The following is a 19363-nucleotide window of genomic DNA, read 5'->3' as shown; positions in this document are numbered from 1 at the left end:
AGCTTCATGCAAAGCAATGCGTAACTTGGAGGCATTCACCCCTCAAAGAGTAGCCTCTCCAGTTAGAATAGACATTTTGTATTCTGAAAAGCAGATGGCTTCTACAGCAGCTCGGTTCCCAAGGACCGAAAGAACAGGAGAGAATAAAGTTACTTACATCGCAGATGATTACTTGGAAGGCTGGTTAGCCTACAATACATGCAGAGTTGTATCACGTATGCATATCCTCGAAGATCTTTTAATGTTTATGGTCAAAGCCCTAACGGACGACATGCAGCAGGTGAAAGAACGAAAAAAAGAATGGGAGGAACAAAGAAGGAAGAGGATAAAAAGCGAACAACCTTTTCCATCTGTAAAGTACTAACAGTGATAATAACACTCGAAAAGGCATGCATGCTTTGACACGTTGGTCGTGTTGTGGGGTGGGGATTTCCAACATGGATAACTGTCTCGATTATAGGTGGAACACTTTCATACCTCGTTCATAGTTACTACAGTGCTAAGGAAAAAAGAATAGCTCAGAAACTATCTACAACAGTTCCTAAATGCCCTAAATGTGGGAAGCAAATCTCCAAAGCAAACTTCGATTTCTGTCCTTTTTGCGGTGCCTCATTGACACAAGGATAAATTCATATCATAATAGTGGAATAATGTAAAATGATGCTGACTATGAAGAAAATTGCTTTAGGCTTCATGTTGTTTACTGGGCTGATCATCATTGTTTTAGGAGCTTATCTTACTTTTTTTTGGATGAAAGGAACTGTAGGAAAAGGGGACTACGATGTAGAAGGAGGAGACGTGCTTCAACTATCATGGTACCTTGAAAACGGTGACAGAACTGAGGGTGGATTCACAGTTAGCGGTGGAAACGAAGAGATAAAATTCTACATAAAAAATCCTTCTGGAGCAATTATCTACGATGCTGGAATTGTGAAAACCCGACTTTGGCACGGTTTTACAGCAGGAAATTCTGGGATCTACAGTTTTTATTTTGACAATCAGGAATATGCCAGCAAAAAGACTGTACATGCAAGCTTTCTTTCGCCATACGAACCTAGCATTAACAGGTTTGAAGTTCTAGGCCTATCGCTGATGTTTGTAGGTTTGATTATCTTGATCTATAGCACCAGAGGGCTATGGATTAAAAAGCGGACATAGTGACTAATCTAGTCTATTATTTTTCTTAATTCCCAAGCAATATATCTTGAAAAGCTCTCCACTGTGTCTTAACATAAGGCCCTAAGCTTTTATTCTGCATTAGTGGATAATGTAGAATGGAGAGCATGTATCACGGGGAATTTTGATAGTGACAAAAACAAGTGTTAATCTTCAGCCAAGTTATGATACGAAATCTCTTGCTGGCAAGCTGGCACGAGTAATAATTTACGCATTTATCCCTTTTTTTGTAGTACTGGGAATATTGGTTCTCGTTCGTGGGTTCTCAGTTTCAACAGCTCTATCCTCTATGGAAGTATTGGCAGGAAGCATTTGTTTAGGCTGTTCTATCATTCTTCCGATTACTGTACATCGGAGGTTGAGAAAAAGCAAAGAAATGTGCATTGAATTTGTTAATTCCATCTCCGATCTGATTAAACACTGGGCTATAGTATGCATTGGTCCTCTTGCCTATCAAGCCTACTGCGAATTATTCGATGATTTCTTTTTAGAAGTGACCCCCACAACATCGAACATGCTTTCGTTCACTATCTACAAATTCCTTTCTCCAACGCAGAATGTTATGAAGACTCCGTTATGGAGTACGGGAAAGCCCGACAAGAAGATTTTGCCATACAGGTTCCTACCGTTTATCACGGTGCCACAAAAAACTAAAGATTTTCAGAAATGGAAACAACAACCAGAAAAGTGGAAACGCACAATTGCTGAGGATGAAGAGCTTCGTGAGCTAATATTGACGTATAGTCATATCACCTATCTTCAAGAGAGGTTGTCTCCCTCCAAAGGTGTTTTTTCGATCCACGTAGCTGGATATGATACATACTTCGTACATCCTCTCTATAGAGGACAATCAGTTCATGGAAAATCTGTAGGGGCAAGCATAACTTTTTACACAGTAAAAACACCTCTTGAGAAATTTGAAACACCTCAAAAATTCAATGAACAACTCATCAATATCGGCAAAAAAATCTTAAATCATATCGTTCAAGGAATCGAAACTTAACAATAACTTGAGAAAAATGGATGTCTACAAATAATTATGAAATGATCGTTCTTAATGACCAAGCAAGATGATAAGCAAATTTAACTATTTCTAACAATCTAATAACTAAGATTAACCATTTATTTTCTACGAAGGAGCTTTTCTTCATAGTCTCTCTATTGTATCTTACATAACGGCCTAAACTCTCTATATCTGATACTCAATCAAAATCTCTTTAAACAATAGTTGAATAATGTAAAATCGGTAAGATCAAATTGTCTCTAATCGATCGAGAGGTTAGTGATCTAAGTGGAAAAGGATGCAGCAACGGCGATAATAGAAGAGTATGAGAAGCAATGCAAGCTTTTCACGACTTTCACTGAAAAAGCGGAGAAACTGATAAGAGATTTGTTAAAGGAGAATCATCTATGTGTGCATTCTGTTACTTCTCGCGTTAAGGATAAAGCAAAGCTTCATTCTAATTTGACTCAATCAGGGAAAGAGTTTTCAAAACTGAGCGATGTCCCAGATATATCAGGACTGCGCATCATTACATATTTCGCTGACGAGGTTGATTCGATAGCAGAAATGGTTGAAAAAGAATTTAATGTTGACAGGAAGCGTTCAGTGGACAAACGTGAGTTACTAGATCCGGATCGATTTGGCTATCTCTCTTTACATTACATTGTTAAACTCTCTGCTTCTCGTTTGAAACTTACTGAATATCGACGCTTCGCAAATTGTCATGCTGAGATTCAGATACGATCCATACTCCAACATGCGTGGGCAGAAATCGAACATGATCTAGGTTATAAGAGCAAATATGCTGTCCCAAGAGATGTTCGGCGGCGTTTCTCTAGACTCGCTGGGCTTCTGGAAATTGCTGATGACGAATTTATTCAAATAAGAGATGGTCTGCTTGAATATGAGCGAAACGTTCCTAAAGAAATTGTTGAGGCTCCTGCATCAGTCTTGATTGACAAGGCTTCTTTACTTTCATTCATCAGGACTAACTCGCTGGTACAAGAGTTAGACAGGAAAATAGCCTCTATTGCTAAATCAAAGATTAGAGAACATAAAGGTCGTTTTATGGATGGATTAGTTGATGAATTGAGGTACGCTCGCTTGAGGACTATTGCGGAACTCGATTCCAAACTTTGTGAAGAAAGAGAAAAGATAACAAAATTCGCAGAACTTTGGATAACTCCATCCAAATATGATGAGCTCGGTGCAGGAATTAGCTTATTCTATCTAATCTACGTCTTAATAGGAAAAGAGAAATCGATTGAGAAAGCAAGAGACTATATAACAACCTCCGAAATCGGTCCACCTGATGAAATCGAATCAAACGCAGAGAAGATTATCTCAATATACTCTAAAATCGCTGGTTCGTGATAACTGAAACATTGATGTTGTTTAACTTTGACTTTCGCCAAGCAAACCAGCTCTATAATCTCTCCATTGAGTCTTAACATATGGTCCTAAGCTCTCAATATCTGATACACCTACAAAGTCTCTTAGTGCGAATGGTGTGTTGAAGACGTATTTTCCATAGTAGCTTTCAGCTTGACACCGGCGGTTACATAGTAGTTGGAGTGTAGTAAATAAATGCAAATAGTACTCCTTGGGAAACTGTGTTAGCTTTGCTGTTTCTCCATCGCTTCAACGCGTGCAATCAGCCTTTTAGTTAGCGTCTTTAAGTCTGCAAGCTCCTGCTTAACCTCCGCCGTCTCAGCTAGTTTTCTTTCCAACTCTTCGATTCGCTCGGCTTGCTTGGCTATGACCTCTTCAGTTTGGGTAGGTGTAGCTTGCTCTATTCTCAAGAATGGCATGGCTTTTTCTACATAGAGCTCTCTATAAAATTCAGGATCTTGCGGTCTGTAATGTTCATCTACCCCGGCTTCTACAGTGTGACCCATCCAAAACTGAACTAGCTCAAACCCTGCCTGGTGTGCTTGCTTCCTAAACCATTTTCTTAAATTGTAGAGCCTTAGCTGGCTTGGTTTTCCAGCTTCTTTCTGCTCGAAGTCAACTATCCCTTTTTCTTTGAGTTTTAAAAGCGCAATTCTGAATCTGTGGCTCACGTTTGAATAGGTGATGGGTGTTTCTTTGCCGTACTGTGTGAAGACATAGCTTTCTCTAGTTATCCTTGATCTTGTTTTCAAATAGTCTCTGAGGTGTGTAAGAGCCTCTTGCGCGATAAATGTGAAATAAGATTTGTAGTTGCCTTTTGCGATCTCTCTAGGGACTTCAATTTTGCATGGTATTCTCTCTTTTGAGAAGTCAGGTTCAAAGTGTTTTATGCGTAACTGGCAGAGTGTATGGGGCCTTAAGCCGCTTTGAGCCATAACCGCGAAAAAGGCTCTATCTCGGGGTCTTGCTATTCTCAAAACCTCTGCTATTTCTTCTTTAGTTATATCCCTGTTGTGGTGTGAGGTGAAGGCTTTAGCCATCGGGACATAACCAAGTGGCAAATCGTTGTATTTGAAGAAACTCTTAATGCTAGCTGCCATAACTCTGATAGTGTTTTTTGTGAACTCTCGACTTAAACTTCCTATCCAAGCCTTCAAATACTGCGCATATTTCCGTTTGAACTCTCTGTCGTTGCCGTCCTCATACTCTGCTAAAACTTCAGTTGCTTTCTTATCTATGAACCCTAAGAACAGCTGCAAGTGCCGCCTATAGTTTCTTGCTGTGTATTTGCTTGTTGAATGAGAGAAAGCAACGGTATCTATCCAACATTGAACAGGATCAAACTTGTTTCTGTTGTCAAGTTTCATTTTAACCGTGTCCACTCTAATGAGCTATAGTAGTAGTATTTAAATATGACTACAAAAACATATAACAGAAGAAGTGTGTTTGTTGCGTGTTGGAATAGCTTTTCACGAAAAATATCGGCAGTATGACTTTGGACCTGGGCACCCCTTCAGAGGCGACCGTTTTGGCAACGCTATGAAGCTTTTTGAAGAGCAAGGATTACTAAATTTGCCTAACGTCAGTATTTTGAAACCAGAAGTTGCCAAATTAAAAGATTTGTTGCGAGTTCACAACAAAAGCTATGTTGACTTGATCTTTGACTTCGCAGAAAAGGGCAGACCATATGACCTTGACACACCGGTATCACCCAGTATTCTCGAGGCGGCACTGTACATTATGGGTGGAGCATTGAAAATTGGAGAATCTATTTACAGTGGAGAGATTGAACGAGGAGTATCCCTTGGCGGTGGGCTTCACCATGCAGGAGAAGACTTTGGTGGGGGATTCTGTCTCTTCAACGATGTTGCCATGCTGGCTAGGTATCTTCAGGAGAAGCATGGTGTTAGGCGTGTTTTGATTTTGGATTATGATGTGCATGCGGGAAACGGCACTAGTGATATTTTCTTTTCTGATTCTTCGGTGTTGTTTATTTCGGTGCATCAAGATCCGAAAACTCTTTTTCCAGGCACTGGTTTCGTTGGCCAGATTGGTAAAGGTGATGGAGAGGGTTTTAATGTTAATGTGCCTTTGCCGCCTGGAACTAGAGGTGAGACGTACTTTTTTGCGTTGAGAGAGATTTTTGTTCCTCTTGCCAAGGAGTTTAAGCCGGATATTGTTTTGGCTAATGGGGGGAGTGATCCGCATTTTGCTGATATCCTTGGCAGTTTAGGTTTGACTGTTAAGGATTTTTTTGACTTGTCGAGACTTATTGCGAATGCTGCAGAGGAAGTTTGCGGAGGTAGGGTTGTTTTGTTGGTGGGCAGCGGCTACAATCCTCGTGTGTTGCCTCTCTGTTGGTACGCTCTTGCGGCGGGAGTTGCGGGTGTAGAAAAGATTAGGGTAACTGATCTTTCTGAGCCGCCGGTTGAGCCACCTTGGTGTCGTGAGCGTGTTGAGGCTACGGTGAAAGAGTTGAGTCAGATTCTAAAGAAATATTGGGCATGTTTTAGATAAAGCTTGTATTTTCTTTAGGTTTTATTGTGGGGGTATGTTGCGGCGTACGTTTTATAGTGTTGATAGGGTTGAGGTTGATAGATTTGTTGCTGAGAATGAGTGTGTGGGTTCTTGGTTGGGGAAGTTTGCGGAGAGTTGTAGCCGACGTCTGGTTTTTCTTGTTGCTAGTCCATAATCTACCGCCTTCTTTACAACTGTGCTAGCAGTTCTAGGCTCATAAACACATAATACTAGAGCATTTTTCACTATGTCATCTAGTAACGATTCACTCAGAGTTTCTTCCAGTTTTCTTCGATAAAGTTCATCCTCTTTGAAATATCGTTTCAGAAATTCTTCATCATTTATATCTAATCCTTGTTGCTTCAACGCTTTCAATATTGGATAAATGATGTCCTCTCCTTCTTCAACTGGATAACGCAAAGTATAGAAATCATCAAATGTAATGGCTTCAACTGTCAACCCACTAAACATTGATACATCATTGTCTTCGCTTTTCTTTCTTCCCATCTTTCATGCTCCTATTACTACTCTTAATATTCTTTGTATTAGGTTGGGTTTCTTTGGTTCTTATGGTTCAACATTCAGTTTAGGTCTTGTGAAGCTTCTGAACAAAGGTACTTTCTCCAGGGTAATTTTTGAACCATATTGCTGTATGAATTCGCTAGTTTTCAAATCTCTGGCTTTAAGTATTGTTTGTGAAGCCATGCGCGCGCGCAGTAAATCCTGGCGTGTGCTGCGATTTTTCCGCCACTCGTCGTTTGGTTGGTTTGGTTTGATAAAACTTTACCCAAAAAAATAATACTCACGAGAAAATCGGCTGGATATCAAGCTCATCAACAATAGCGCTCATTTCTATATCGGGTGGTCGCTTCTCAAAACGATTGGCAGCATCCAACATCTTGGGCAGAAGCTGCATATCACCTGCTGTGATCAGAAAGCTGTCCGGGAAACCCAATGACCAATGCACCGACTTATCAATAGCAATTTGAGTCTCTAAAGGTTCATAGAAATACGTATTGTAAGTCTTGGGACGGTTCCCCCACGGCCGCCGAGCAATGGATTTGATGGTTTGTACTGAAACGTTGCGCTTACGGCACAACCCAACTAACTCATTGAAATCAGCTGCATAACGGGGATTCTGCATCAGCACGTAGTTGTACGGCAATAAGACTGTATCGAAATCAAAACGCTCCAAGCTGCGTTTGTGCATTGCCGGCACTTTGTTACCGTGGCCTGTGACGCCCAGAAACCGCACCAAACCTTTATCACGCGCTTCAATAAAGGCCTCCAAGGCGCCCTCAGGCCCCATCACTTTTTCCCAACCTGCCGGGTTGGTCAGGCCATGCATTTGCCAGAGATCGATGTAGTCGACGCGTAGCCGTTCCAACGATCGCTTCAGATTGTCCAAGGCTCCTGGGCGTGAGCGTCTGCGGGTTTTGGTGGCAACGAAGAAGTCATTTCGATGCTTGGCCAACCAAGGCCCGATGACCTTCTCTGCGTTGCCGTACATGGGCGCGGTATCGATGTGATTCACTCCGTATTCTTGCAACAGCGCCAATGCGCTATCCGCTTCTGCCTGCGTTGCTTTGTTGAGCGCATAGGCGCCGAAAATGACGCGTGTGCTTTGATGTCCTGTACGTCCGAATTCCTGTCTCGGAATCATCTCAATGTTCCTCCGTTTTACTCAAGCTGCGTAAGCTCAGTTGGTATCGCCATAGCCCTTATAATGTGTTCCGAGGCGGTCGCATCTTTGTCAGCAGCAGCTTCTCCACATCCTTTGCATCGGATTCGCTGGTCACTGGAATGAACAGCCAACGCCCGTCTCGCAACTGCGGGGCCTCCTGCAGCATCCGCGAGATCTTCTCTCCGAGCTCAAGCTGCAGGGCACGCTCGGCCTGAGCCTTGCCGAGTACGATCTGCGCAAGGATTCGTTCCCGCTGTGGATGTAGCGCAGTCAGTGATTTGCCGTTTCGCCGGTAGCGGAGATTCCAGCCGCTCTTGGCTGGGCCCCATGTGCTCCAGGTTCCTTCTATCCGGTAGGACTTCTCGATGAAGATGGTCAAGCGCTCCCAGAGTGGGAAGCAAGAGCCTAGAGCCGATCGGATTTCCTCCGGAGTCGGTTGGTGCTTTGGGTCAGTGAAATAACTCTCGGTCATCGTTGCGACCTTCTCCATTCGTCAATGTCTCCTTGAATATCATTTTCTACCCCTTCCAACCTACTACATATGCACCTAACTACTGCTTATATCTAAGATTTTATGCGCGCGCGGATTGAGTGCCCACTTACTCTTCTATTCTTCTCACCAATTTAAACGAGAGCAGAGTGATTGCTATAATAGCGACTGATGCGACAATTCCTATGGTTGCCATGCCAGTAGTAATTGGTTCGAAAGTTGGTTCTCGGCTCATCATTTGCCAAGTCTCAGGGATTAGATAGAAACCGAGTACAAAGGCTATTAATGCTCCAGATAAAATCGCGTGCAATAATTTAATCTGCATTTTTACCCTCCAAGTATTCGTGGCTTTTAATAGCTATAGTTCTATTCTTTAGAACACTGGTCAAATAGGTTTCAACCTCCATTGTCTCCAAGTTTCGTATGCTGTGATGACAAGTCCGCTTCCTCCAAAAGCTAAAGCGAAGATGCCTTGTATGGACAGTGCGTGAGCATATCCAACTACAAACACAATTAGAAGAGTAAAGAAAAAGATCGTGTAAAACACGTATCTCGGAATCATCAGCTGGCTAATCCTTACAAAGGAGCTCATCACCTCCAAGCTAACTGTTTTCCTAAGTTCGTAGTCTCCCTTAGCGTTTTTCCTGATGAGCTCCATGTCCAAAAGCTTCTCAAGATGATAAGATGCCACGCTTGGACTTGAAAGACCTAGTTCTCTTTGAAGACGCCTGATGGTAGTGGGTTTCCCACTTCTCAGAAGATGCCAGTATACCTGAAGGGTTGTACCCTTCAGCTTTGACTTAACATCCTCCATTAGCAGCCCCTGAGGACAATCTACAGTCAATTGGCTTATAAGTTTCGAACACCTCAGCGCGCGTATTGTTTACTTGTTCTAATTTTAGAACATTTGTTCTAATGCATAGAACTAAATGTTTCTCAGATCTTTATTTTCTTTGATGATTAAAATGAGAAAGAAACTGCTAGTAATAGTAATAATGGTGTCCATCGCCGTTTCTTCTGTAGCCTATGCTTGGCTTGCAAGAGACGAAGGCACACGAGCCAAAGAAAATGAAGAAACACTTCCGGGTGTGACTAAGTTCGAGGCTGTTGTCAACGGTATGAAGCGTCTGGATGTCTTCGTGTGCGTCAACATAAGCGACGGCTTGACTGAGAAAGAAGCCGAATTGATAGCGGGGACAACTTTCATCCATGTTAAGGGAGAATATGTTTGGCGTCGACTTGTTACTCTAACCTTTGATGATACTCAAATAAGGGCACACTATGTTTGGGGCTATGATGAAACTGACTTGGGACATATATATGACATGACTGCAGATCTCACAACACTTCAGATAACAGTTGATCACTGCTTCTGATAGTTGTCATACGATGATAACTCAGTGTGCGCGGAGATAACAACCTCGCGAAATTTAAGACGGGATCTTGGAATAACTGCAAGCGCACAAGCGGACTGATGGTATTCCTTTTTCTGCGCGCGCACCAAAAACTCTCATTCTACACCTAACGGATATACGTAAGAGCAAAATCAAAAATAGAAACTTTTTGGCTCTGGAATCCACAATTATTGAGAATTTCCAGAGGCTTCTATTAGAATAGCTATTCTGAGTAGTAGGGGACTTTCTCAGAGGCTTTTCTCGACTACGCCAAAGAACTCAACCTACTCACAGAAGCATGCCACTAACTTAAGGGAAACAGTTAGGACCGTATTAGGAAAATTTTACGTTTAAAGAATAGTACTATAACCAAAGGGTGAGAGACTCTATATGGAACCTAATCCTAGATTCCAAATATGGAAGGTGATATTTTGAAAGCACCTACAGAGGAAGAACCAAAGAAAGGAGCAGAGTTGTGTCTAGAAAACGCAAGTAGCCTTATTGCAGACGCTGAAGTATTGCTTAAACGAGAAAGTTATGGTCATGCAGTATTTTTAGCAATTTCTGCAATTGAGGAGGCAGGCAAGGCATATGTTTGTGCAATAAATAGAATTGAGGGAGAACGTACACTAGCTGATGAGCTAAAAGACTATACATATGGTAGGAGTGCCCACGAAGCAAAGCTCAATCTTTTCATCAGTTATCATTTTATGGAAGCAATAGGAAAAGCAATGGAGAATCATAAAGAAGTTAATAAGCCTTTAGATGTCGAGGATTTGGTTGAAGTGGGTAAAGATTTGGATTCTGCAGGAAAAGCCATGAGGGATACGAGGTCACGAGGATTATATGTTGATTTCAGAGAAGGGAGATGGGCAGCTCCATCTAATTCCACTCGTGAAGATGCTGAATCATGGGTCGAATATGCTAGAAAATATAAAGAATAAATGAATTTAATATGTGCAGGAATATTAAATCCTCCTCTTGATTTAGTGAAGGTAGTTAAGAAATTTATTGATCAGTTACAAACTGCATATGTTAATGGATTCTCTCAAAAAGCTGAAATGTTGTACAAGAACGGAAAGATCACTAAGGAGTTATATGATCGAATATTGCGTAAGAAGTAAAATCATGAAAACTAGATTTGTAAGAAATGCGGAAAAGTTATAGCAAAACCAAAAATCCTAAAACAGACCACTCCTAAAGCCTAACCATAATTGGAAATGCTTAGGTAGGCTGGAATAGATGAGAGACATTCGAGAGATTCGTGAAAAGTTTCCGGTGACGCGGAGTAAGGTGTTTTTGAATCACTCTGCTTATTCACCTCTTCCGCAGCCTGTGGTGGATGTTATGAGGAGGTATAATGAGGAGCTTTGTCGCTATGAGATTGACGAGTCGGAGTATAGTCTTGGGCAGGAATTTTTTGCAAAGCTTGTAGGTGCTGAAAAAGACGAGGTTGCTTTGGTTCCTAACACTTCTACAGGGCTGAATATTGTTGCTAATATGCTTGACTACTCTGCAGGTGCTAACATTGTTACGACGGATTTGGAGTATCCCTCGGTGGTGTATCCTTGGCTTAAAGAGAAGCTTGGCATGGAGGTGCGGTATGTCAAGAATGTTGGCGGAAAGGTTTTTCTTGGAGATGTAGAAAAGACCGTGAATGACCAAACTGCTGCAGTTGCCGTAAGCCATGTGGAGTACGTAAACGGTTTTAGACACGACTTGAAGGCGTTAGCTGAGATAGCTCATGAGCACGGTGCCTATCTTGTAGTGGACGCTATTCAGTCGTTGGGTGCTATGCCTGTCGACGTGGGAAGGGATGGCGTAGACTTTTTGACGGCAAGCTGCTACAAATGGCTCCTAGGTCCTGCTGGAGCAGGATACCTGTATGTTTGCAAGGAGCTTGTGGAACGGTTTGAACCGCCATTTATCGGTTGGGCAAGCGTGAAACCCGAGGTTTTTGACTCGATTGAGTTTTGGGACATTTGGCGGCTACAGCTTTCTAAGACTGCTAGCCGCTTCGAGGTGGGTTCTCCAAGTTTCATAAGTTTCGTAGGAGCAGCGGTTGCCATTCAACTTCTCCTAGACGTAGGCATTGAGAATATTCAGAAGCGTATTTTGGATCTGACAGCACTACTTATGGATTCTGTAAAGAGTTTGGGATTTCGTCTCACTACTCCAGAAGATAGGGAGTGTCGTTCAGGTATAGTCCATTTTCTTACTGATAGAGCTCAGGAGAGGGCAGAGAGGCTGAAGAAGAAGGGAGTTATAATATCGGCGCGGTCGAAGGGGCTGCGTGTGGCGCCTCACTTCTATAATACTGAAGAAGAAATAGAGCGGTTAATCAAAGAACTCAAAACCACATAAAAATGGCTTAAACTGCATGCTTAGCAAGTGCTTCCTTCAGCTTAGAAACGAAACCATCCTCATCCTCTGCAAGTCTTTTCTTTACCTCTTTCCAGGCACTTGAGCAATTCTTATACTCCACACCAACAATGCCATGAATAACTCTGTCAATCTTCCGTTTGTTCTCTTTAGAGACCTCTATTCCTGCTTTTTCGAAAACATGTTTAAGATGCCTAAAATAGCAAGTCACAACAGACCATCCTAGACAATTAAACTAGCTTTCTAAACTTATAACTTTAGGCTGTGTAGGGTTTGAATTCCCACTTTTCCCGTTCTAATGCAATCTGTCTCATAATCTCCGTCGCCTTCTCTTTAGGAATCGTCATCATTGCCTTGCCAACATGTTTGCAAAATTGTTTTGCGGGTGCACATCGACTCCAATCTGCACAGTCATGAAGCATTACGCGGTTTTTTGTGTCTACGAAAAGATGGTATTTGCGAATTGAAGCCTTAATGCTGCTGTCGGAAATTTCCTCAATTCTAATCTCTTTATCGCTAATGCCTTTTGCCCGTCTAATCCTACCTTTATCCATAAACGTGCTAAGCAACTTCTCAAAATTCATCCGTTCAACTTCTTCAGGTATATACGCAGCCAAGGTCATGCCTCGCTCCTTCATCTTCTTCTTTGCCACTGCCTTGGCCTCTTTGAAGTAGCTTTCAATGTTTTCTTTGGCTTCTCTCTGTCCTTCCGTCAACTCCCCAATCATCTCTGCAAACTGAAGACAATTCCTAACAGCATACCCATGATAATGATTGTTAAAATAGCCAAAAACCTTCTTAGCCTGCTTCTCCGTCTTTTTAACCTTCTCAACCCACGGCTCAAGCTCACTTGGCTCGTAAAGATAATAGTACCAAGGACGATCACCCCGTCCATGCCACCTCACATAGGCAATGTCTGAAGTGACTTTCACGGTAGGCGGAAGTAAAGGTTCATCGACGATGGTATAGGCTGCATTGTAGCTTTCTAATAGCTTCCACGTTTCATCTCTCAGCCATGATTTGTGGCGAAACTCGATGGCAAGCTTGAACTCAGGTGGGAAAATTGTGAGAAAGCCTTCCAGCAAAGCAACATCATACTTCAAGCTTGGAGGCAACTGCGCAAGAAGACAGCCAAGCTTGCCGCCAAGCTGTAGAGGCTGCATTAAATCGCAAAACTTGTTTAGATCGGTTTCTACAGCTTTAGACTCAAGCCTTCCTTCGTGAGTAACTTGCTTGGGTAACTTTGCCGCAAAAATAAAATCTGACGGCGTGTATCTGAGCCAGCCCATAACCAAACCTCTTGTGGGAAAGCGGTAGAAAGTAGAGTCAATTTCCGCCGTTTTGAAGACCTTAGAGTAAGCCTTAAGCTTGCTTTCTGTTGATGTCTTGTAAAATGGTCCAATCCAGTCTTTGTAGGACCATCCTGAAGTGCCGAGGAAAACTCTACCCATCGACAAACAACCAAGCCTAGAATTTTTTTCCACTCAACCGTTCAAAAGCCTCAATATACTTCTTTGAAGTTTCAAGAACCACATGCTCTGGCAGTTCCGGCGCTGGAGGCTGTCTATTCCACTCTATTGACGTTAGATAGTCGCGTACGTATTGTTTGTCAAAGCTCGGCTGGCTCTTTCCAACTTCGTATCTGTCTTTAGGCCAAAACCTAGACGAGTCTGGAGTTAGAAGTTCATCTATGAGGATGAGTTCGTTGTCAAGTACGCCAAATTCCATCTTCGTGTCTGCCACTATAATGCCTTTGGCTTCTGCCTTCCGTGAAGCTCTTTCATAAATCTTCAAGCATACGTTGCCAATTTTCTCTGCCATGTCTTTCCCGATTTTCCCTGCAACTTCTTCCTTTATCATTTCTACGTCGTGCCCTGTTTCTGCCTTTGTGGTAGGAGTCAAAATGGGCTCAGATAACTGTTCGGCTTTTTTCAGTCCTTTTGGTAAGTGTGTTCCGCTGATAGGCTTTTCTTTTCGGTAGTTTTCCCATGCTGAGCCATAGAGATACCCGCGCACGACGAATTCAACTTTTATGGGCTTAGTTTTTTTCACTAGGACTGTGCGGGGGTTGACGACTTCTAGAATGTGATTTGGCATTATATCTATAGTTTCGTTGAACCAATATGCTGAGAGCCTATTGAGGGCTTCGCCTTTGTGGGGAATGCCGTTTGGAAGGACTACATCGAAGGCGGAGATGCGGTCTGTAGAGACAATTAGCAGTCTTTCGCCCATGTCATAGAGGTCTCTGACTTTTCCCCTTTTGAACAGGGTAAGAGGGAGATGAGTTTTGAGGATGACGTCGGAGCTCATCTGTTCTTCCAGCTTTAGGCTTTGGATTTGCCGCTTTCTTTAAGCCTTCGCATGTAAACCTCAACTTTTCTCTGCAGGCTCTTGTCAAAGAGAGCAAGCATCTTAACGGCGGAGAGTGCAGCGTTTTCGGGCCTAGGAACATAAGCCACTGCAACACCTTGAGGGGTCATTGCTGAAGAAAAGAATTTAGCCCACCAGAACCTTTCCGAATCAGGGGGACAAGCAATAACTGGATATTTCGATGAGCCTGCCACAACCCCTGAGAGAGCGTCGGACAAGCCAACAACCGTAATAAAAACTATGTTTTCCCCTTTTTTCTCGCATTTTTTAACTTCTTCTAACAGTTTTCTGGGAGCTTTGTGAGCAGACGCGACTACATATTCGCATTTTACATTGAACTTTTCTTGTTTCAAGAATTTGTTGATACGAGAGGCAAACTCGTAATCTCTCTTTGAACCCATAAAAACAACGATTTTTCCTTGCTGCATGGTTCCTATATTACGAGAAAAACGATTTAAAGCTAACTAACCCTAACCGACACCATAGATATAAGAAAAATTCAGACGATCTCAAAGCACATCCCAGTAGAGTATATTAATTTTCAAAACAAATACTTTTTGGATACTGTTCCAATGAATCAAATCATGAAAGAATTCTAAGCAGTACAAAGGAGAATTTACTTACAACTATGGTCATCCACATCCAAACACAAAAAAGAAAATATGCTTGAAAACATCTCCATTGCAACTTTTACTCTCCACCAAAAGGCAAGACTTTCTCGCACACATCGGTTTAAAGCTTAATTATGACAGCCTCTTTATTTGTCGGCTAAGGTGTAAAAGCTTTGAATACAGACGAAAAGTTTGAAGAACTAAAAAAGGAAATATTCGACAAATTCTTCGAGTTAAACCCCCACTGGGCCAGCCACTTAGGCCTCCACGACCCCTACGACCACTTGCTTCCAAAAGGCAACACTGCACACATTCTTGAAAACCTGCATTTGCTTGAAAAATCTGTTAAACGCATTAAGGAAACAATAGACTACAACGCCTTAAACGATGCTAACATGATAGATTGCCAAGTATTAGAGAAAGCCCTCGAAATGAGCAGATTCGAAGTCTATGAACAACGCACCCACGAACTAAACCCAGACGCCTTCCAAGAAGTCGGCAGCACCTTCTTCATGATGATCACCCGAGACTATGCACCCTTAGAGAAACGAATCGACGCTATCATCGCAAGACTCGAAAAACTCCCCAAATACTTAGAAGAGTTTCGATCAAGATTTAAAAACTCAATACCTGTAAAGCTATGGACTGAAGTCGCCATAGAATCAGCACAACAGATACCCGGATTATTCCAATTTATCGCTGCAGCATCAAAGGGCAAGATTCCAGAGGAACTCCATGGAAGACTTGGAAAAACCGTAATGAACCTGATGCAACCCTTCCAAGAACACATGCAGTGGCTTCAAAGTCTAAAGTCAAACACAACCGAAAACTGGGCTCTGGGCAAGGAAAAGTTTGAGAAACTAATCCAGCTACGCGACCTCGGAATGACCTCAGAGGAAATCTACCAACTCGGCATCAAATACCTTAAAGAGTTAAAAGAGGAAAGAGCACGTATAGCCGCACAGATTGCCCCAGGCAAAAGTGTCGAAGAAGTCATGAAGACGATTGAGAACAACGCTCCGAAAACTTTTGAAGAAGCCTTAAAAGCCACAAGAGAGGCAATGGAAGAGGCAAAACGATTCCTCATTAAAAACAACATTGCCACTGTTCATGAAGAAGACAAATTGGTGATTGAGCAAACTCCAGCATTTATAGCACCTCTCATTCCGTTCGCAGCTATGATGATGCCGTCAAGATTTGACAAGCCAATGATAGGCGTTTACCTAGTCACCCGACCCAAAGACACTGCAAACCTCGGCAGCCACCTGAACTACGTAAGCATCAAAAACACTGCAGTCCACGAAGCTTTTCCAGGACACTTTCTCCAAGGTACAATCTCAAACAGAAGCTCTCTGATACACATGCTTGCTAATGGAACGGAAACAGTTGAAGGCTGGGCGCACTATTGTGAGCAGATGATGGTGGAACACGAATACGTAACAAGCTTAGAATCTAAACTGATACAAATAAAAGATGTGATCTGGCGTGCTGTGAGGATTATCGTGGACGTCAAATTGTCACGTGGCGAAATGAGCTTCGACGATGCTGTTGGCTTGTTGATGAAAGAAGCTGGATTGTCGCGGGAAGGTGCTGTCGCGGAGGTACGCCGCTATACACAAACACCAAGCTACGCTCTTTCGTACCTTCTCGGCAAACACTTGATACTGCAGTTGCGAGAAGAAGTAAAGCAGAAAATGGGAAAAAAATACAACGAGAAGTTCTTCCACGACATCATCACAGCAAACGGATACCTGCCAATCTCTCTGCTAAGAAAAGTGTTCAATCAAGAAGTAGCGAAACTTATGGCTTAATCAAACTTCCTTAGAGAGGCTTCATGCGCAATTAAGCGCTGATCCTCTGCTATTTTTTCCACAATTTTCTCAACTAACTCTGGTTCAGTAGCCAATCTGCCTACTGTATGAAGCTTACCATGTGTGTTGATGGCTATGAGTTCAGTCACCGTAAGACCGTAAGTTTCTCTGCCATACATGTGGGGATTAGTGTTGATCACTACTGTGTGAATACCTTCCTTTCTTATCATCTTAGAGACAGAAATAACATCGCGAATAGCAAGGTCTTCGTATTCTCGAACTATTATACGCATTTCTTCAATGGATCGAACTTCACCAGTCTCCAAGCTTCTTACCAAGGGCACGTTAGCGCTTCCATCGGTAATGACGATCATGGCTGGTATTGTTGAAGGTGCGCGTCTTTTTGATTCTTTCAGGGCCTCCCAAGCCTTGAGCATTCCAGCAGCAAGAGGCGTGTAGCCGCTGATTTTTAGTCCTAGAAGTTTGTTTGCTACAACTCTCAGGTTTGTGATGGGATGTTGAACCACAACGGCTCCAGTGTCTTTCAGCACCACAATTCCAACCCGATCTCTGTAGCGGTAAGCGTCTCCATGCAGTTTTAGTATAGCCTTCTTTACCGCTTCGATGCTGAGCATCATGGAGCCGCTTAGGTCTAACACAAAAATTATTGTCATGGGCACTTTGTAACGCCTTAGCTTTTCACGGACATCGTGGAGGCTTATATCGAGGGCGGTTTCGAGACTCTTCTTTTTATATTTTTGTTTTCTTGCTGCCGCTCGGATAGTGGCTGGAAGATGTATATCTCTGGGTTTGCCATGGGGGAACTTCCATCCGCTGGCTCTGCCTCGGCCGATTGTCGTTGTAGCTTCTGCTCTCTTGCCTGCGAAACCGCTCGTATCCCAGCGGGTTTTCTTTATTTTAAAGGATGATTTTGAAAGGACACTAGATTCGATCTTTGAACCTTTGAAGATTTTAAAAAGAGCGAGTCCTTTTTTTAGTCTGGGAGTTTTTGCTGCATGACTTATTGATGGTATGCCTTTCATTTTCTTCAAACTGATTTGCTTTCCTTCGTCTCCGTCCTCTGCTTTCAATGGCTTGTTGCTTTTTACTATGGCTTTCACGCTTGGTATGCCTTTGACCTGTTTTTTCATTCTCTGCCCAAAGGCAAATATCACTTGACCAAGCAATCTATTTATTTTGACGAAGAGGTGTGATAATTTCTTACGAACTTCAGTGCTTTTTTTGTGTTTTTCTAAAAATTTTTCAAACTTCTTACTCGCATCGCCTTTGATGAAGACAATTGCACGTCCCTCTTTTTTCTTCTTTTTATCGCCTCCTCCTTTTTCTTTTTGCGTTTTTGCTTCGGTTTTTTCGGGTTTAAAGCCAACAGCCTTTGCAGCGGTGAAGAGTGTTTCCTTTATTTCTTCTGGTGTAGCTGGTTCGAGGAACCCGCCTTCCCTTGTGCGGTGGCTTAGGGCAAGTTCTGAGGCGATATAAACGTCCTCTAATGAAACTTCCTTTCTGTTTTCAAAAGCAGTGAGAGTGGTGGCTGCTTTGCTGATAACTATGTCGGGTCTTAAGCCATCAACTTTCAAGTCTAGGCAAGTTTTGCATATTGCTTCGAGGAGTTTTTCAGGGATAACGACGATTGGAAGTGTTTTTCTTGCTTGTGCAATTCTGTTTTTCAGCTCTTCTTGTGTGGGTTTGTGTTTCTCGCGGAAGGCTTCGGGGTCTTCTTCGAATTCTAGGTTTCGCTTTACGACCTCCATTCTTTCTTCTACTGATGTTATTCTTTCGACACTAGCGGATAGTGGAAAGCGGTCTAGGAGTTGAGGGCGGAGTTGACCTTCTTCTGGGTTCATTGTTCCAATGAAGATGAACCGTGAGGGGTGGCTTACTGAGATTCCTTCTCTTTCAACGACGTTCCATCCTGTTGCTGCAGCGTCTAGTAAGTCGTCTGCGATGTGGTCTGGTAGTAGGTTGACTTCGTCTACGTAGAGTATGTTCTGGTTTGCTTCTGCCAGAATGCCTGGTTCTAGTGCTTCTATGCCGTGTTTTATGGCTTTTTCAATGTCTAAGCTTCCAACCACGCGGTCTTCAGTGGCACCTAGGGGAAGGTCCACTACCCTCATCTCTCTTTCTTCTATTGAGAATTTTCTGTTTTTTTGGTAGGTTGCGCTGCATTTCTCGCACATGTTAGAAGCGTCGTAGGGGTTGCAGTTGAAGGGGCAATCTTTGACGACTTGGATTTCTGGCAAAACATCCGTTAAGGCTCGAACGGCTGTGGTTTTTCCGGAGCCTTTTGGTCCTCTAATTAGCAGTCCGCCGATGTTGGGGTTGACGGCGTTGATTATTATGGCGAGCTTTAGCTTGTCAAGCTCAACGATGGCGGTAAATGGGAAGAAAATTCTGTGTTGCAATCTTTGCTCTCTCTAATAAGATAGAGAATCTGGAATGATATAAGTTGTGACTTTCAAGGTTGTTTGTCAAGCTATTTCCTTACGCGCCTAATTTCAAACTCGATTGAGCTGCA

At 42.7% G+C, this 19363-nt stretch carries 20 protein-coding genes; 9 read left to right on the top strand and 11 right to left on the bottom strand.

Translation table 11 applies throughout. The features are described from left to right. From OEX01_05065 to OEX01_05050, 4 genes are all read left to right on the top strand, one after another. On the top strand, positions 1-364 hold a 364-nt coding region (locus OEX01_05065; GenBank protein MDH5448357.1), incomplete at its 5' end, for a M55 family metallopeptidase. Positions 365-669: 305 nt separating this feature from the next. Then, positions 670-1158 carry an emp24/gp25L/p24 family protein gene (locus OEX01_05060; GenBank protein ID MDH5448356.1) on the top strand — a complete coding sequence of 163 codons (489 nt, stop codon included), beginning with the start codon at positions 670-672 and terminating at the stop codon, positions 1156-1158. Positions 1159-1306: 148 nt separating this feature from the next. After that, the gene (locus OEX01_05055) at positions 1307-2179 is read left to right on the top strand and encodes a hypothetical protein (GenBank protein ID MDH5448355.1); all 873 of its coding nucleotides are present in this window, start codon (positions 1307-1309) and stop codon (positions 2177-2179) included. Between the two features lie 288 nt (positions 2180-2467). Further along, positions 2468-3553, top strand: a complete 1086-nt coding sequence (locus OEX01_05050) for a hypothetical protein (GenBank protein MDH5448354.1) — start codon at positions 2468-2470, stop codon at positions 3551-3553. Positions 3554-3795: 242 nt separating this feature from the next. Here OEX01_05050 and OEX01_05045 read toward each other — a convergent pair whose 3' ends face one another. Beyond that, positions 3796-4938: a tyrosine-type recombinase/integrase gene (locus tag OEX01_05045; protein ID MDH5448353.1), complete on the bottom strand. Its 1143-nt coding sequence runs from the start codon at positions 4936-4938 to the stop codon at positions 3796-3798. Between the two features lie 82 nt (positions 4939-5020). Between OEX01_05045 and OEX01_05040 the strand changes: the two genes are divergently transcribed. Further along, the gene (locus OEX01_05040; protein ID MDH5448352.1) at positions 5021-6088 is read left to right on the top strand and encodes a histone deacetylase; all 1068 of its coding nucleotides are present in this window, start codon (positions 5021-5023) and stop codon (positions 6086-6088) included. A 51-nt stretch (positions 6089-6139) separates the two neighbouring features. Here the strand turns inward: OEX01_05040 and OEX01_05035 are convergent, their stop codons facing one another. The 5 genes from OEX01_05035 to OEX01_05015 form a co-directional block, all read right to left on the bottom strand. Further along, positions 6140-6595 carry a hypothetical protein gene (locus OEX01_05035; protein ID MDH5448351.1) on the bottom strand — a complete coding sequence of 152 codons (456 nt, stop codon included), beginning with the start codon at positions 6593-6595 and terminating at the stop codon, positions 6140-6142. A 295-nt stretch (positions 6596-6890) separates the two neighbouring features. Then, positions 6891-7751, bottom strand: coding sequence for an aldo/keto reductase (locus tag OEX01_05030; GenBank protein ID MDH5448350.1), 861 nt, complete (start codon positions 7749-7751; stop codon positions 6891-6893). 58 nt (positions 7752-7809) lie between these two features. Further along, on the bottom strand, positions 7810-8262 hold the full coding sequence (locus OEX01_05025; GenBank protein MDH5448349.1) for a DUF3788 domain-containing protein: 453 nt from the start codon (positions 8260-8262) through the stop codon (positions 7810-7812). Between the two features lie 109 nt (positions 8263-8371). Next, positions 8372-8587 (bottom strand): hypothetical protein, encoded by a 216-nt coding sequence (locus OEX01_05020; protein ID MDH5448348.1) that lies wholly within the window; start codon positions 8585-8587, stop codon positions 8372-8374. Positions 8588-8647: 60 nt separating this feature from the next. After that, complete coding sequence (locus tag OEX01_05015; GenBank protein ID MDH5448347.1) at positions 8648-9076, bottom strand: helix-turn-helix domain-containing protein; 429 nt, start codon at positions 9074-9076, stop codon at positions 8648-8650. A gap of 151 nt (positions 9077-9227) precedes the next feature. On the opposite strand from OEX01_05015, the gene OEX01_05010 reads away from it, so the two are divergent. The 3 genes from OEX01_05010 to OEX01_05000 all read left to right on the top strand — a co-directional run bounded on the left by OEX01_05010 (position 9228) and on the right by OEX01_05000 (position 12020). Then, entirely contained in the window at positions 9228-9638 is a 411-nt protein-coding gene (locus tag OEX01_05010; GenBank protein ID MDH5448346.1) for a hypothetical protein, read from the top strand. A gap of 434 nt (positions 9639-10072) precedes the next feature. Beyond that, complete coding sequence (locus OEX01_05005; GenBank protein MDH5448345.1) at positions 10073-10600, top strand: AbiV family abortive infection protein; 528 nt, start codon at positions 10073-10075, stop codon at positions 10598-10600. 298 nt (positions 10601-10898) lie between these two features. Continuing rightward, a complete protein-coding gene (locus tag OEX01_05000; protein MDH5448344.1) occupies positions 10899-12020 on the top strand; it encodes an aminotransferase class V-fold PLP-dependent enzyme in 1122 nt (373 codons plus the stop codon). A 7-nt stretch (positions 12021-12027) separates the two neighbouring features. Here the strand turns inward: OEX01_05000 and OEX01_04995 are convergent, their stop codons facing one another. Genes OEX01_04995 through OEX01_04980 form a run of 4 tightly spaced genes read right to left on the bottom strand, consistent with a single transcriptional unit; the run spans position 12028 to position 14836 of the window. Next, a complete protein-coding gene (locus OEX01_04995) occupies positions 12028-12249 on the bottom strand; it encodes a hypothetical protein (GenBank protein ID MDH5448343.1) in 222 nt (73 codons plus the stop codon). Between the two features lie 46 nt (positions 12250-12295). Beyond that, positions 12296-13489 carry a DUF72 domain-containing protein gene (locus OEX01_04990; protein ID MDH5448342.1) on the bottom strand — a complete coding sequence of 398 codons (1194 nt, stop codon included), beginning with the start codon at positions 13487-13489 and terminating at the stop codon, positions 12296-12298. Between the two features lie 16 nt (positions 13490-13505). Further along, positions 13506-14348, bottom strand: a complete 843-nt coding sequence (locus OEX01_04985; protein ID MDH5448341.1) for a phosphoribosylaminoimidazolesuccinocarboxamide synthase — start codon at positions 14346-14348, stop codon at positions 13506-13508. Positions 14349-14362: 14 nt separating this feature from the next. Further along, complete coding sequence (locus OEX01_04980) at positions 14363-14836, bottom strand: AIR carboxylase family protein (GenBank protein MDH5448340.1); 474 nt, start codon at positions 14834-14836, stop codon at positions 14363-14365. A gap of 356 nt (positions 14837-15192) precedes the next feature. Here OEX01_04980 and OEX01_04975 point away from each other — a divergent pair, with 356 nt between their 5' ends. Further along, complete coding sequence (locus OEX01_04975; protein MDH5448339.1) at positions 15193-16830, top strand: DUF885 domain-containing protein; 1638 nt, start codon at positions 15193-15195, stop codon at positions 16828-16830. Here the strand turns inward: OEX01_04975 and OEX01_04970 are convergent. Continuing rightward, positions 16827-19250 carry a VWA domain-containing protein gene (locus tag OEX01_04970; GenBank protein MDH5448338.1) on the bottom strand — a complete coding sequence of 808 codons (2424 nt, stop codon included), beginning with the start codon at positions 19248-19250 and terminating at the stop codon, positions 16827-16829. The two genes, OEX01_04975 and OEX01_04970, sit on opposite strands and share 4 nt — an antisense overlap. Positions 19251-19363 lie beyond the last annotated feature (113 nt).

Source organism: Candidatus Bathyarchaeota archaeon (assembly GCA_029882535.1).
Classification (GTDB): domain Archaea; phylum Thermoproteota; class Bathyarchaeia; order Bathyarchaeales; family SOJC01; genus JAOUKM01.
This window is presented reverse-complemented; position numbering and strand designations above follow the sequence as displayed.

Bases quoted from the DNA above. Each gene is read 5' to 3' on its own strand.
- OEX01_05060 (MDH5448356.1), top strand. From the start codon at position 670: ATGAAGAAAATTGCTTTAGGCTTCATGTTGTTTACTGGGCTGATCATC.
- OEX01_05045 (MDH5448353.1), bottom strand. From the start codon at position 4,938: ATGAAACTTGACAACAGAAACAAGTTTGATCCTGTTCAATGTTGGATA.
- OEX01_05035 (MDH5448351.1), bottom strand. From the start codon at position 6,595: ATGGGAAGAAAGAAAAGCGAAGACAATGATGTATCAATGTTTAGTGGG.
- OEX01_05030 (MDH5448350.1), bottom strand. From the start codon at position 7,751: ATGATTCCGAGACAGGAATTCGGACGTACAGGACATCAAAGCACACGC.
- OEX01_05025 (MDH5448349.1), bottom strand. From the start codon at position 8,262: ATGGAGAAGGTCGCAACGATGACCGAGAGTTATTTCACTGACCCAAAG.
- OEX01_05020 (MDH5448348.1), bottom strand. From the start codon at position 8,587: ATGCAGATTAAATTATTGCACGCGATTTTATCTGGAGCATTAATAGCC.
- OEX01_05015 (MDH5448347.1), bottom strand. From the start codon at position 9,076: ATGGAGGATGTTAAGTCAAAGCTGAAGGGTACAACCCTTCAGGTATAC.
- OEX01_05010 (MDH5448346.1), top strand. From the start codon at position 9,228: ATGAGAAAGAAACTGCTAGTAATAGTAATAATGGTGTCCATCGCCGTT.
- OEX01_05005 (MDH5448345.1), top strand. From the start codon at position 10,073: ATGGAAGGTGATATTTTGAAAGCACCTACAGAGGAAGAACCAAAGAAA.
- OEX01_05000 (MDH5448344.1), top strand. From the start codon at position 10,899: ATGAGAGACATTCGAGAGATTCGTGAAAAGTTTCCGGTGACGCGGAGT.
- OEX01_04990 (MDH5448342.1), bottom strand. From the start codon at position 13,489: ATGGGTAGAGTTTTCCTCGGCACTTCAGGATGGTCCTACAAAGACTGG.
- OEX01_04985 (MDH5448341.1), bottom strand. From the start codon at position 14,348: ATGAGCTCCGACGTCATCCTCAAAACTCATCTCCCTCTTACCCTGTTC.
- OEX01_04980 (MDH5448340.1), bottom strand. From the start codon at position 14,836: ATGCAGCAAGGAAAAATCGTTGTTTTTATGGGTTCAAAGAGAGATTAC.